At 62.9% G+C, this 12,928-nt stretch carries 14 protein-coding genes and 1 pseudogene; 11 read left to right on the top strand and 4 right to left on the bottom strand.

What is annotated here, in order from left to right; genetic code table 11:
- Positions 1-17: 17 nt before the first annotated feature.
- From P1T08_09315 to P1T08_09290, 6 genes are all read left to right on the top strand, one after another.
- Positions 18-650, top strand: coding sequence for a DUF433 domain-containing protein (locus P1T08_09315; GenBank protein MDF1596282.1), 633 nt, complete (start codon positions 18-20; stop codon positions 648-650).
- Positions 628-1,176: a DUF5615 family PIN-like protein gene (locus P1T08_09310; GenBank protein ID MDF1596281.1), complete on the top strand. Its 549-nt coding sequence runs from the start codon at positions 628-630 to the stop codon at positions 1,174-1,176. Before P1T08_09315 ends, P1T08_09310 begins: the two co-directional genes overlap by 23 nt.
- A gap of 82 nt (positions 1,177-1,258) precedes the next feature.
- Positions 1,259-1,876: a DUF488 domain-containing protein gene (locus tag P1T08_09305; protein MDF1596280.1), complete on the top strand. Its 618-nt coding sequence runs from the start codon at positions 1,259-1,261 to the stop codon at positions 1,874-1,876.
- Positions 1,873-2,367 carry a DUF488 domain-containing protein gene (locus tag P1T08_09300; GenBank protein MDF1596279.1) on the top strand — a complete coding sequence of 165 codons (495 nt, stop codon included), beginning with the start codon at positions 1,873-1,875 and terminating at the stop codon, positions 2,365-2,367. Before P1T08_09305 ends, P1T08_09300 begins: the two co-directional genes overlap by 4 nt.
- The gene (locus tag P1T08_09295) at positions 2,364-2,960 is read left to right on the top strand and encodes a hypothetical protein (protein ID MDF1596278.1); all 597 of its coding nucleotides are present in this window, start codon (positions 2,364-2,366) and stop codon (positions 2,958-2,960) included. The genes P1T08_09300 and P1T08_09295 overlap by 4 nt, the downstream gene beginning before the upstream one ends.
- A gap of 721 nt (positions 2,961-3,681) precedes the next feature.
- Positions 3,682-4,956 (top strand): MFS transporter, encoded by a 1,275-nt coding sequence (locus P1T08_09290; GenBank protein MDF1596277.1) that lies wholly within the window; start codon positions 3,682-3,684, stop codon positions 4,954-4,956.
- Positions 4,957-5,001: 45 nt separating this feature from the next.
- Here P1T08_09290 and P1T08_09285 read toward each other — a convergent pair whose 3' ends face one another.
- The 4 genes and pseudogenes from P1T08_09285 to P1T08_09270 all read right to left on the bottom strand — a co-directional run bounded on the left by P1T08_09285 (position 5,002) and on the right by P1T08_09270 (position 9,255).
- Positions 5,002-6,639, bottom strand: coding sequence for a ribonuclease J (locus tag P1T08_09285; GenBank protein MDF1596276.1), 1,638 nt, complete (start codon positions 6,637-6,639; stop codon positions 5,002-5,004).
- Positions 6,636-7,943, bottom strand: a pseudogene (locus tag P1T08_09280) (DUF3524 domain-containing protein). The gene P1T08_09285 and the pseudogene P1T08_09280 overlap by 4 nt, the downstream one beginning before the upstream one ends.
- 170 nt (positions 7,944-8,113) lie before the next feature.
- Positions 8,114-9,046 (bottom strand): ADP-ribosylglycohydrolase family protein, encoded by a 933-nt coding sequence (locus P1T08_09275; GenBank protein ID MDF1596275.1) that lies wholly within the window; start codon positions 9,044-9,046, stop codon positions 8,114-8,116.
- Complete coding sequence (locus P1T08_09270; protein ID MDF1596274.1) at positions 9,043-9,255, bottom strand: hypothetical protein; 213 nt, start codon at positions 9,253-9,255, stop codon at positions 9,043-9,045. The genes P1T08_09275 and P1T08_09270 overlap by 4 nt, the downstream gene beginning before the upstream one ends.
- A gap of 114 nt (positions 9,256-9,369) precedes the next feature.
- On the opposite strand from P1T08_09270, the gene P1T08_09265 reads away from it, so the two are divergent.
- From P1T08_09265 to P1T08_09245, 5 genes are all read left to right on the top strand, one after another.
- The gene (locus tag P1T08_09265) at positions 9,370-9,762 is read left to right on the top strand and encodes a MerR family transcriptional regulator (protein ID MDF1596273.1); all 393 of its coding nucleotides are present in this window, start codon (positions 9,370-9,372) and stop codon (positions 9,760-9,762) included.
- Positions 9,759-11,330: a peptide chain release factor 3 gene (locus P1T08_09260; protein ID MDF1596272.1), complete on the top strand. Its 1,572-nt coding sequence runs from the start codon at positions 9,759-9,761 to the stop codon at positions 11,328-11,330. Before P1T08_09265 ends, P1T08_09260 begins: the two co-directional genes overlap by 4 nt.
- A gap of 222 nt (positions 11,331-11,552) precedes the next feature.
- Positions 11,553-12,050 carry an SRPBCC family protein gene (locus P1T08_09255; protein ID MDF1596271.1) on the top strand — a complete coding sequence of 166 codons (498 nt, stop codon included), beginning with the start codon at positions 11,553-11,555 and terminating at the stop codon, positions 12,048-12,050.
- Positions 12,050-12,241, top strand: a complete 192-nt coding sequence (locus P1T08_09250; GenBank protein ID MDF1596270.1) for a hypothetical protein — start codon at positions 12,050-12,052, stop codon at positions 12,239-12,241. Before P1T08_09255 ends, P1T08_09250 begins: the two co-directional genes overlap by 1 nt.
- Positions 12,242-12,248: 7 nt before the next feature.
- Complete coding sequence (locus P1T08_09245) at positions 12,249-12,587, top strand: hypothetical protein (GenBank protein ID MDF1596269.1); 339 nt, start codon at positions 12,249-12,251, stop codon at positions 12,585-12,587.
- The last annotated feature ends 341 nt before the right edge of the window (positions 12,588-12,928 follow it).

Raw genomic sequence — 12,928 nt, 5'->3', positions numbered from 1 at the left:
CGCGAGAGGAGCGGACCATGGGTACCAAGGAGCGGGCTGACATGGCTGATCGGTTGCTCGGCAGGGGTATCTACGACTTGGTCGAGACCGCCCGCCTCGTTCGGCGCGATCCCGACACGATCGCTCGATGGATACGAGGGAAGCAGCCGCTCTACCCGGTAGCCGACACCAGGTTCCTCTCCTTCCTCGATGTGGTCAGCCTCCTTGTGGTCTCCGAGTTGGTTGAGCGAAAGGTTCCCAAGCGGGAAATCAGGGCTGGGGCCGACTACCTCGCCACGAAGCTGAAGACGAGCTACCCATTCGCACATGAAAAGCTGGCAACGGCCGGAGCAGCCTTCTTTGGCAAGGTTGGCGATTGGGTCGACGTTGGAAAGGGCGGACAAGGAGCTTTTGAGCTTGTGGTCCGTGACCTGCTCAGGCCCATCGAATACGGATCCGATCAACTTGCTGCGGTTTGGCGGCCGAGATCTGGTGTTTGGGTGAACCCCGCCGTCCAAGCCGGAGCACCGTGCATCGACGGCACTCGGGTACCGACGCGGGTCATCGCGGAACTCGCTGAGGCGGAAGAGGATCTCGAAGACATCGCCGAAGACCTCCACCTCGGCGTATCCGAAGTGGAGGCCGCACTTGAGTACGAACGGGCTGCGTGAGGAGAGACCAACGGCTCGGCGAAGGTCTCCGCGAATTCGGCTTTTTTTCGACGAGCAGCTCCCGTGGAGAGTGCCCGCAGCGCTGCGAGTCCTCGGCTACAACGCCAGCTGGGTAGGGCACGACGACGATGGGTCTCCCGTCCGGGGTTCCTCCGACGAGGATGTTCTTAGCCACGCGAGAAATACGGGCCAGGTTGTGGTGACGTCGAATCACGACATGATCCTGCTTTGCGCGGAACAAGAGGAATCGGTCATTTGGCTCGACCCTCGAGGGCGCCAGTTCAAGAGAGACGAGATGGTGGTGCTCGTGTTCCGGACGGCCGCTGAATGGGAGTCCCTCCTGGTGGCGGCGACCGAACCCGTGTGCGTCCGGGCCCTTCGAACAAAGAACGAGATCCTGCCCCTCGAGCGTGCCGCATACCTCGTGCAACAACGCATGCGACGGATCGCTGCGAGGAAGCGAAGGGAGGCACCCCCAAAGCCCCTTGGTCCGCTCTTGAGCTCGACGCAGGACCGGATTCAATGACGAGAGCAATTCGTCTGTGGCAAGGCCAGGTGTCCGTTGCTTCGCCGCGGCCACCGGCGGCCGCTGGCCTAGGATCAACGAAGTGACACTGCATCCTGATAACGCACAGCTGAGGCGACCCCTGCAGCCTGGTGAGAGTCACTCGGTGCTCACCATCGGATACGGCGGAGACACACTCGAGGGGTTCATCAAGCGGCTTGGCTCCGGCGGCGTCACCCACGTGGCCGATGTGCGCTCTATGCCCTATTCCCGTCATCGCCCTGAGTTCAATGGCCCTGAGCTTCAGTACGCCTTGAAGGCAGTCGACGTCGAGTACGTCTTCCTGGGGGCGGAGCTCGGTGGCCGACCCGATGATGCAGAATGCTATACGCCTGATGGACGGGTCGACTACGCAAGCGTGCGTGCGCGGGACTACTTCAAGAGCGGCCTGGAACGCGTTAGGCGGGGGGTGGAACGCTGCTACAAGGTCTGCTTGCTCTGCAGCGAAGGGCGTCCCGAAACCTGCCACAGAACAAAGCTGATTGGCGAAGCGCTCGTAGACACCTTCGGTTTTAACGTGGTCCATATCGAAGTCGATGGGTGTCTGACACCGCACGCCGAAGTGATGGAGCGGGTGAAGGGTGGCCAACAGACGTTCGAGTTCGATGACCGCGTCCACCATTCGGTTCAGCAATACTCAGGAGATGGAAGCCGTCGATGACCCAAGTCGACGCCATCTATACGATCGGTGTCTACGGCCACACCGAGCAGTCGTTCCTCGATCTCCTCGAGCGAAACTGCGTGGACATCGTGGTAGACGTCCGGCAACGGCGTGCTGTACGGGGATCGAGGTACGCCTTCGCCAATGCCTCTCGACTCGATGCGGCCCTATCTCGCGCTGGTGTGGCGGTCGTGTCGTGGAAGGATCTGGCCCCGTCTACCCGACTGCGTGACAAACAGAAGGAAGCAGACAAATCCACATCTCACACCAAAACAACCCGCGGCGAATTGGCCCCCGATTTCGTAGCTGGATACGAGAGAGAGGTACTTGCGCTCCAGGACCCGGGGGAACTGCTGGATCGTCTGGCGGACTATCGGCGGCCCGCCATCCTTTGCGTCGAGGGCTCTGCGCCCGCTTGCCATAGATCGTTGGCAGCGAGATGGTTGGCCGAGGGTGCAGGAGTGAAGGTGGTTGATCTGGAGGTTGAGTGAAGACGGTCATCGTCGGACGGACGCATATGGGCGTAGCGAGCGCGTGCGCAGGGGCGCTCTCACTGGACGATGGCCGCGGCCTCAGGCTTTTCAATGTCGCCGGCGAATACCCCATCCGCGACCACTACAGAGTCGGACAGGCTTGGGACATGGACGTCGAACCAAAGGAGCAGGTTCGGCCACCTCATGTCGAAGACGTTGTCGTCCACCGAGAGCGATACATTGGCGACATTGCTGATCTTCGTGGGTTAGTACTCGGGCTGGTGACACCATGGCAGGGGGAGCTGGACCATGTGTTCGAGAACACCCTCACGGTGGCGAACTCGAAGCTGTATGTGGGGCCTGGCGGCAGCCTCCCATCCCAGAGCACCCACTTCTGGTTGGCGGACCGGGAGCTTCGGTTCGACGCCGACGAAACGCGGTATGAGGCGGTGCTTGGGCAGCGTCGGACGATCAAGTATGTGGGGCTGGATGAACCCACACCAACGATTGTGCCGGGGGAATTAGTCCGACTCTCACTGGCGAGCTGGTACCAGGGCCGGTACCTACCCGAGGAACGGTGCTACCTGCAAGTATCGGGCTCGTTGGGCTGACAGGATTGAGCGCGGTGTCTTCTCCCGGTTCTCCGTGACGTTGCTTCGCTCGACCGATTCTTCTAACGGATCTTCTAACGGACAGGCCGTCACGAGGGGTTATCCACAGGCACGAGGCATCACACGGATTCCGCGAAAGCCCTGGTAGTGGGCACTATTGAGCACCAATGAAAACCAACCAGTACCCCCCGGAAGGAACTCATAACCCGAAGGTCGCGGGTTCAAATCCTGCCCCCGCTACCACATGCCTTGGCCAGCGGCTCGCCGGCCAGGGTTTCTACCGTGTCATGCGGGTCATGCGGTTCTTCCACCGGTGGTTCCGGGCCGAGCTTCGGCGGTGAGCCTCTCGAAGATGCGGGTTGCTTCGGCCTGAAGGCCGGGAAGCACGTGCTGTAGGTGTCAATCGTGAAGGCCAGGTTCCCGTGTCCGAGACGTTCTGACACCACTTTGATCGGCACTCCGGCTTTCGTGAGCAGGGTGCCGTGAGTAAGGCGAACATCGTGGGGTCGGTTTCTAGGAACGCCGGCCTTGGCGGCGATCCGTTCGAAGGTCTGGGAGATCGAATGGGATGGCCGGGCTTGCCGTCGCTGTGGTGAACACCCAGAGCTCGGATTCGATCCTGCCGCCTCCCGTTAGCCCCGACCCACCGGTAATGTTGTACCTTCCAGCTTTGTTCCCTCGCACCCTCCTGAGTCGTGTGTTCTGACCCGACTCGTCGCCTATGAATACCACTCCCGAACAACCGCCTTTGCTGACGAGCAGGCTCGTAGACAAGAGCCCGATCCACTACGCGTGGGTCGTGCTCGGCGCGTCCACCGTGGGCATGGCCCTGACCATCCCCGGCCAGACCGTTGGGGTATCGGTGTTCTTAGATTCGATCATCGCCGATCTGGGGCTGGGAAGGGCTGCAGTCTCGGGCGCCTATACCGCTGGGACTTTGATCGGCTCACTCGCATTGCCGTTCGTGGGCCGTCAGATCGACCGGGTCGGTCCTCGCCGCGCGGTGACAGTGATCGCCACCCTATTCGCACTGGCTTGCGCCTTTATGGGGTTGACGGTTGGTTTCATCACTCTGCTGGTCGGATTCACGCTCATTCGCGGGCTAGGCCAGGGTGCATTGGGGCTGGTCAGCATCCATTCGATCAACATCTGGTTTGTCCAACGTCGCGGCCTTGCCATCGGTCTCGCCGGACTCGGCTTTGCTGCTGCCACCGCGGTGGTCCCTTTGGGTCTCGACTCCCTGGTCTCGACGGTTGGATGGCGGTGGGCGTATGGGATCCTGGGACTGTTGGTGGCTGCCGTGATGCTTCCCGTCGGCGGCGGGCTTTTCCGCCACAGACCCGAGCGATACGGGCTGACCCCCGATCGTCATACTGGCCAAGCTGATGGCGTCAACAGCGCAGAGAACCATTTTCGGCTCGATGAGGCTCGGCGTACCATCACATTCTGGCTCTACGCGGTCGGTGGTTTCCTGACCGCAGGACTTGGGACCGGTCTGGTCTTTCACCACTTCTCGATCATGTCTCAAAACGGCGTTGCTCGGCCTACCGCCGCCCTCATGTTCATTGCATACGGGCTGATGCTGGCGGTAGCGAACCTGCTCACCGGCTATCTCATCGATCGGATGCCTCCAGCACGTTTTCTCAGCGTCACATTGGGGTTGATGGGTGTGGCGATGCTCGGCGCCGGAAGCGTTTCAACAGCGGGCGCTGTCGTGGTGTACGGAGTGGTTTTAGGTTCGATGCAGGGGACGAGCCAGGCAGTGCAGTCGACCGTTTATGGGCACTATTTCGGGCGGCTCCATTTCGGGTCGATCAAAGGGTTCGCCTCCATGATCACGGTGGGAGGGTCCGCCGCCGGACCGTTGCTGGTCGCCGTAGGCTACGATCTCGCCGGCAGCTACGAGCCCGTCCTCGCCCTCACTGCCATCCTTCCGATCGGGTTGGCCGCTCTTGCGCCGTTTCTCCGTCTGACGCGAGACGGCCGGGTCCGGTGAGCCTGCGTCCGGGCGGGAAGATCCCACCAGATCCGGGTCGGGCTTCTACAGCTCGAGGATGATGGGGATGATCACCGGTTTGCGGGAGGTTTCGGCTCGGAACACCCTGGAAGCCGCCTGCCTCACCGTGGCCTGTAGGTCTTTTCTATCAGGCGTCCTTGATGGTGACTTGTCGCTCAACGCGATCCGGATAGCGTCGGCTGCTTTGTCGAGTACAGAGGTGGGGTCGTCCATGAGGCCATGGCTGTCGAGGTCGGGCCCGTGGACCAGTTCCCCGGTCTCGTGGCTGATGGCGACAGTAACCACCACGACTCCTTCGTCGGCGAGATGTCCGCGGTCTCTGAGCACACCGCGTTGGACCTCTCCGAAGCCTGAGCCGTCGAGGTATACGTATCCGGCTTCGAAGGCCCGGCGTTGGACCGTGGTCTTACGGCCGTCGAGTGTGATCCGGTCGCCGTCTTCGAGGACTTCGACGAAGGGGATACCGACTCGTCGGGCGAGCTGGGCGTGTGCATGGAGGTGCCGATACTCGCCGTGGACCGGGACCATCGCTTTGGGTCGGATCACGTTGAGCATGGTCAACAGCTCGTCGCGGGCGGCGTGGCCGGAGACGTGGACGGGGGCGTTACGTCCGTGGAACACTTCAGCTCCGAGGCGGAGGAGCCGGCTGACAACATGGGACACCGCGGTCTCGTTGCCGGGGATGGGAGTGGCCGAGATGATCACCGTGTCCTCGTGGTCGATGTCGAGGAAGCGGTGCCGACCCTGGGCCATCAGGGAGAGGGCGGCGAAAGGCTCTCCCTGGCTGCCGGTCGTGATGAGCAGCTGTTCTTTCTCGGGCAGCTTGAGTAGGTCTTCGATGTCGACCATTCGTTTCTCGGGGATGCGGAGGATGCCGAGGTCCCGGGCGACGCCTGCGTTTCGTTGCATCGACCGGCCGAACAGGGCGATGCTGCGTCCGGTGTCGAGGCCGGCATCGGCGATCTGTTGCACTCGGTGGACATGGGAGCTGAAGCAGGCGGCTACGACCCGTCCCGGTGCGGCCCGGATTATGTCGGTGATGGGTTGGGCCAGGGAGCTTTCCGACGGGGTGAAGCCGGGGGATTCGGCGTTGGTCGAATCCGAAAGCAGCAGTCTGACTCCGCGGGTGCCGAGGGCGGCGAACATGGCCAGATCGGTGGGACGGCCGTCGATGGGGGTGGGGTCGAGTTTGAAGTCTCCGGAGTGGATGACGATTCCTTCTGGCGTGTCGAAGGCGATGCCTCTGGCGTCAGGGATTGAGTGGGTGACTGGTATCAGTTGGAACCGGAACGGCCCGTGCTGTTGCCACTTGAAACCGTCGACCGGACGCCAATCGGCTTTGACTCCGAGCTCTTCGACCCGCCCTGCTGCGATCTGGAGGGCGAGACTGGTCCCATAGACCGGGACGTTGATGTCGCCGAGGAAGTAGGCGAGGGCTCCCATATGGTCTTCGTGGCCGTGGGTGAGGATCACGCATTCGACGTCTTGGCGTCGTTTCACCAGCCACGACCAGTCCGGGAATACCAGGTCGACGCCGAGCATGTCCTCTTCGGGGAACATGAGTCCGACATCGATGAGACAGAGGTGGCCTTCGACCTCGACCGCGGCGCAGTTGCGGCCGATCTCGCCCAATCCACCAAGAAACGAGACACTGACGGTCACGGCAGGACTCCCGCGTCGGTGGCGATCTGTTGGAGCCGCCCGTCGTAGACCGGTGCCAGTTCGTTCCACGAGTAACGGGCCATCGCGGATTGCAGTCCTGGCGGTGGGAGGGGCTCGTTTAAGGCGATGGTCAACGTTTCGACCAGCCCACCGTCGGGGTAGAGCACGGTTTCGTGGTAGCCGGCGGCAATCAGCCCTGGATAGGAGAGACGATTGGGGAGTACCGGCCGGCAGCCGGCGGCGACGGCTTCGATCATCGAGATCCCGAAGAATTCCTGGAGAGCGGTGGACACGACCACGTCACAGCTGGCCACCAGCTTACGGTACAGGTCGAGGGTTGCCTCACCGTCGTGGACGATCCGATTACCGGCAACAGCGCGGATGCGGGTCAGGGCCGGCGGGGGTTGCGGCGGGCGAGGCCTGAGGAGGACGAACTCGAAATCGGCACCGGAGTCCAGGAGCTGTTCGACGGCGTCGGCGAAGGCGTCAGGGTACTTGTCATGGTCCCAGCGATGGTTCCAGAGGATGCGCGGCAGGCCGCTCCGATCGGCCCGGTCCTCGACCCAGGACAGGTCGATCCCAACCGGGAGCACCTCGCTACGGGCGGCGACTTGATCGATGAGATGCTCATGGGTCAGATCCGGGAAATCGTGGAGTAGGCGGGGTAGCCGGTCGAAGAAGACGTTGCGGTGGTATTCGGAGTTGAACAGGATCCGGTCGGCGGCGTACGCGGACAGCCAGTTGGTCAACGCATAGGAGAGGTCAGGCTCGGTACCGGCGGGTGTGGGGTAGGTGAGCCGGGACTCGTGGAAGTAGGGGACGGCGGGCGGGTGGCCGATGTGGGGGTGGGCGAAGTTGCGGAACTGGGCCAGGTCGATCATGTCCGAGACCAGGGCCAGGTCCGGGTCCCATCCCTCCAGCTCGGCAAGGGATCGGGCCAGGGTGAGAGCTGATCCTCGCATCCGCCACTTTCACCATCTTCCAGGATGGGTGACCACCCGAACCTCGTGACCGGAGTGGGCGGCATACCCCTCCGCCCACGCCTCATGCGATCCGTCGAAATAGGGGTTGACCAGGACGATCCTCACCGGTGTGTCGCCCACGCCGGCGGGGAGTCTGTCATGGCCAGGTTCATGAAGATGCCGACCGTATCGAGTAGGAACGGTTCCACCGGGCGGCCTTCCCACCTCGACATTCACGTCGGCCCGGGCGGTGCGGATCAGGATCGGAGTTCCGGCATGGCGGGCACTCTCGATCTCGTACTCCTGTTTCGGGTCAGGGGCGAGGCTGATCAGCACCAGCATCCCGTCACAGGCGGCCACGTGATGGCCGACCATCCTTCTCCAGCCGTCGGCGTCCTGGCCCGGTCTGGTTGGTACCGGTCCGATCGGAGGATCAGAGCCGACCACCTCATCGGCCGCCGCTTCGACTTCGAGGCGGTGGGGATGGGGGGTGGAAAGATAGAGATAGCGGCTCATCGGGCCCGATATCGGGAGTGGAGCCGATCAGCGAGGACACAGAGGTCGGCCGACCCTTCTACTGACTGCCAGGCCGGCGGGATGGCGTTGTGACCGAGGTGGGCGCCGGCCAACGCTCCGGTCATGGCGGCGATGGTGTCGGTGTCGCCGCCGAGGCCGACCGCGCTCTTGACCGCTTCGGAGAAGGAGTCGGGCGAGCTGAGGAAGCAGCCGAGTGCGGTCACCACCGAGGCGTGGGCGGCGATACCAGTGCCGAGGACTTCGGCCAGCTCGCCGGCGTCTCGACTCCCGGCATGTTTGGCGAGAAAGGAGAGCTTGTCTCGGAACACCGGTGTTTTCACATGGGAGCGTACGGTTCGGATCAGGGCTTGCGGATTGAGCGTCTCGGTGTTGAGGAGTAAGGCGATGGCCACGGTCTGGGCGACAGCGCCGTCGATCCCTTCGGGATGGCTGTGGGTGATCAGTGCCGTCTGGGCGGCACACTCAGCGGCCGAGTCGAGGTCGGGGAAGGTGTGGAGAGCGACGGGCGCCACCCGCATCGAGGCGCCGTTGCCGTAGGAGCCGGTCCCGTTGAACAGGCTTCTCGATGCTTGATCCCAGCTCACACCGTTCTCGAGACGGAAGAAGACGATGGGTGGGCCAGACCCGTAACCTCGAAACGGCTCGGCGGCGAATTGCGCGGCCAGGGTGGCGGCCATGTGAGGTCCTTCGAATCCGCCTTGGTCGACCAGTGACCTGGCTACTGCCAGGGTCATTGCAGTGTCGTCGGTGTATGAGAGGTTGGGGTGTGTGTCCAGCGTCTCGAGATAGGCGGGGGGAACCCTCGCCTGGCCTTCAGTGGGTGCGCCCAGGGCGTCACCGACTGCTGTGCCGACCATTGCGCCGCGATATCGGTCGGCGAGGTTGATCGTGCTCGTTGTCCCGGTCAAACTCCGACCGGGATTTCGGCCAGCTCATGCCAAATCTCGTTGAGTCGGGAGTAGCGACGGACAGTAAGTCCGGTCAGCACCTCGGCCACCTCCGGTCTGCTACCGCTCCCGGCTGCGGCTGCGAGGATCTCATCGCGGCTGGCTCCACCACCCTCGAACGCGGTTCTGACCGCGTCGGCGATCTCCAATCTGGTCGCTGGTTGACTCATCGAAAACTCCTGATTTCAACTCTTCTCTTACGTTAGGGTAGAGTACACGGGTAGGCCTGCCTTGCCCAAACCGGGCGGTGCCAGGCCTTCATCACCCCACCAGGGAAAGAACCGATGATCGACAACCATTTCCAGATTGGTGAGGTCGCCGAGAGAGTCGGCTTGTCGCTGCGCACCATCCGCTACTACGAGGAGATCGGGCTGGTGACTCCGTCGGGGAGGACCGAGGGTGGATTCCGTCTCTACACCGAAACCGATGTGGATCGGTTGCGACTGGTCAAGGCTCTGAAGCCGGTGGGCATGTCGTTGGAGACGTTGGGTGAACTCCTCGAATGCGTGGACCTGCTCTGTGAAGGTGCCGCCGCTGTCGCCGGTGAGGCGGAGAGACGTTTGGAGGGTGTGATCGGCCAAGCCTTGGAGAGATGCGATCAGTTGGAGGATCGGCTGACGGCGGCCCGGGATGCATTACGAAGTCTTTCGGTCGGCTCGGTGCGAGGGACGAGATGATCGACGTCATTACCCCTGAGGTCGATCGTCGCCGCACTTTCGCCGTCATCTCCCACCCTGACGCCGGGAAGACGACCCTCACCGAGAAGCTTCTGCTCTATTCGGGTGCGATAGCCGAGGCTGGTTCGGTGCGTGCCCGGGCCGGTCGTCAGCGCGATGTGACCTCGGATTGGATGGACCTGGAGCGACAGCGGGGCATTTCGATCAGCTCGACGGTCCTTCAGTTTCCCCATGACGGTCTGGTTTTCAACCTGTTGGACACACCGGGACACCGTGACTTCTCCGAGGACACCTATCGGGTGCTGTCCGCGGTGGACGCCGCGGTGATCGTCATCGACGCGGCCCGTGGTATCGAGTCCCAGACGCTCAAGCTGTTCCAGGTGGCCCAGGCCCGTGGTCTGCCCCTGATCACATTCGTCAACAAGATGGACCGCCCCGGGCTCGGCCCGCTGGCGCTGATCGACGACCTCGAGGCTCGGCTCGGGATCAAGGCAACTCCGGTCACCTGGCCGGTTGGCAGTGGCCCCGAATTCGAAGGAGTGGTCGATCGGCGGGACGGTTCGTTGTGGAGGTTCGAACGTACCCCCAGAGGAGGGAAGATCGGAGGGGAGGATCGTGCCCGGCTCGACTTGGTCGAGACCAGTCCGATCCGGGCTCAGGCAGTCCAGGAGCTGGGACTGTTGGACGCGGTGGAGGCCGACCACGACCAGAAACGGTTCCTTGCCGGGGAGTCGACTCCGGTCTTCTTCGGCTCCGCGCTGTGGAATTTCGGGGTGCGTCTCCTCCTCGACGCCATCGCCGAGATCGCACCTGCCCCTCAGCCCTGGTCCGGGCTTGGAGGCGAGCCGAAGTCTCTCGACCAAGGGCTGTCGGGTTTCGTGTTCAAGATCCAGGCCAACCTCGACGCCCGCCACCGCGACCGGATCGCCTTCATGCGGGTCTGCTCGGGGCGATTTGAACGGGGCATGACCCTGGTCAACAATCGGACGGGTCGCGGCTTTTCCACCAAACACGCCCATCAGGTGTTCGGCAGGGACCGGGAGACGGTCGACGTGGCCTACCCGGGAGACGTGGTCGGGCTGGTCAACGCGGCCGATCTCAAGATCGGGGACAGTCTCAGTGTCGACGGCAGAGCGCAGTTCCCGCCGATCCCGACATTTGCCCCCGAGCATTTCCGGATCGCCCGAAACCTCGACACCGCCCGGTACAAGCAGTTCCGCAAGGGGATCACCCAGCTCGACGAGGAGGGTGTGATCCAAGCCCTGAACACCTTCGAAGGCGGGGAACGGGAGCCGATCCTCGCCGCAGTCGGTGAGCTTCAGTTCGAGGTGGCCCTGCACCGGCTCCGCAACGAGTTCGGCGCCCACCCCCAATGCGACCCTGCTCCCTATTCGGTGGCACGACGCACCGACGGACAGGGGAGGGCAACCCTGGCCGGGCGTAGGGGAGTGGAGATAGCCACCCGCTCCGACGGGACCATCCTCGCCCTGTTCACCGGGCAGGGTTGGCTGGACGGGATCCGCCGCGATCACCCCGAGTTGACCCTCGACCCAATCGTCGGTGTATGAATCGGCGCAGACCTTCCCAGCTCACTCCGGACTCCAACCTGGTCGTGATCTATTTCGGCACCGACCCCCACAGAGACACCCCGACCAGCCCAACAAGCCGATCTGCACACCGATCAGACCCCCGGGCGTGCTGACCAGCCGCACCAACCCCAGTAGGAGCGGGCTGATCGCATGCAGCCAATGCTGGCCAGACCAGCCATATGAGACAAGAACAGAGACACTTTGAAACACGAACCAATCCCAAATAGATCAGACCCGAGCAGTCGAAGTTCGATCCGAGTCGATCTGGTCATCGAGATACCCGCATCGCTAGAAGACGTCTTCTCGTACCTGTCCGACCTGGAGAACAACCCGTCTTGGAATTGGGCGGTGTCATCAACCACACCTCTCGATGGGCCACCCCGTCAGGGCGCACGTTTCATCCAACGCCGGATTTGGCCTCGACCGGGCAGCGACAGGTTCGGGATCAGCATCTATCAGCCTCCCCGCCTTCTCGAAGTCCGCGGGAACCTCGAAGAAGGTGACGTGCGCTACCGCTATGAGCTGGCTGCATCCTCCCAGCTCCGGACACGACTGGTCGCCACCGTGGTCCTGGAATCGGCAGCTCCAATAAGGGCAGCCAATTTCTACGTCGCTCGGCTCAGCGCTGCCATCTCAACCAACCTCGAGGAACTCGGCGTTGTGTTCTCGGGACGAATGACGACCGCCCCATCCGGCTGATGAGCGATAACCACCCCACCGATTCGCTGGTCATCTCCTACATGAGTGAGAGCCACTATCACCGCAGCCATCCAGACGACGACCTCCGGCCGGCCTGCCAGCCGGACCGGATCCGAGGCGTCCTGGCGATCAGAGTCCAGGCCGAGCGATCGGGGCAGACCCCCTGCCCCCAGTGCTGGCCCGAGGACTGACTGGCACGTGGCCCTCGACATCACCTGCCCGATCTGTGGCGAGACAGAAGAACTCCTCGGTCGTCGCGTCGAGGATCAGATCGAGATCACCTGCGGCCACTGCGGTCAGACTTGGCAACGTCCGACCACACCAATCTGTGCCCATTGTGGCGGCGCGGACCTCCGGGCGGTCCCCCTGGCCATCGTGGAGAAGTCCCGGGGTACTCAACTCTCCGTGGTCGGGATCCGCATCATCCACCTCTGCACTAACTGTGATGCGGAGGCCATCGAGCGATGGCAGAGGAATCGTCCCAATCCGCTTCTTCCCGACGAGCTACCCACGACCACCGGAGACACGCCCGGTTGACCGTCGTCCCGTTTGGCTACCCGATTCTCTCGTCGTGGGTTGCGGTCTCCCCGTACGCCTCGGGGTTGAGCACATCGAGGGGGCGGAGCCCATCTGGGAATCTTTCGATGTTCTCGACAGATAACGCAACTCGTCGAGGCAGGGAACTGGCGCCTATTTGGCGCCTATTTGGCGCCTATCGATCCGAGAACCAAACGACACGCAGTGGAATCACCTACAACGCCCTGGCACCAAAACCTCGTCATGCCCGGTTTTCGCTGGCAGTGACGCCGCTCGCTGAAATTCCCCAGGGTTGCTCATCGAAATTCCTCACCTTGGGTTGGGTTTGGATGCTAGTTGTT

The sequence above is a fragment of the Acidimicrobiia bacterium genome, from assembly GCA_029210695.1.
In the GTDB taxonomy this organism is placed as follows: domain Bacteria; phylum Actinomycetota; class Acidimicrobiia; order Spongiisociales; family JAHEDJ01; genus JAHEDJ01.
This window is presented reverse-complemented; position numbering and strand designations above follow the sequence as displayed.

What these genes read in the sequence shown, in the direction of transcription:
- P1T08_09315 (MDF1596282.1), top strand. Translation starts at nt 18, where the DNA reads ATGGGTACCAAGGAGCGGGCTGACATGGCTGATCGGTTGCTCGGCAGG.
- P1T08_09300 (MDF1596279.1), top strand. Translation starts at nt 1,873, where the DNA reads ATGACCCAAGTCGACGCCATCTATACGATCGGTGTCTACGGCCACACC.
- P1T08_09290 (MDF1596277.1), top strand. Translation starts at nt 3,682, where the DNA reads ATGAATACCACTCCCGAACAACCGCCTTTGCTGACGAGCAGGCTCGTA.
- P1T08_09270 (MDF1596274.1), bottom strand. Translation starts at nt 9,255, where the DNA reads ATGAGTCAACCAGCGACCAGATTGGAGATCGCCGACGCGGTCAGAACC.
- P1T08_09265 (MDF1596273.1), top strand. Translation starts at nt 9,370, where the DNA reads ATGATCGACAACCATTTCCAGATTGGTGAGGTCGCCGAGAGAGTCGGC.
- P1T08_09260 (MDF1596272.1), top strand. Translation starts at nt 9,759, where the DNA reads ATGATCGACGTCATTACCCCTGAGGTCGATCGTCGCCGCACTTTCGCC.
- P1T08_09250 (MDF1596270.1), top strand. Translation starts at nt 12,050, where the DNA reads ATGAGCGATAACCACCCCACCGATTCGCTGGTCATCTCCTACATGAGT.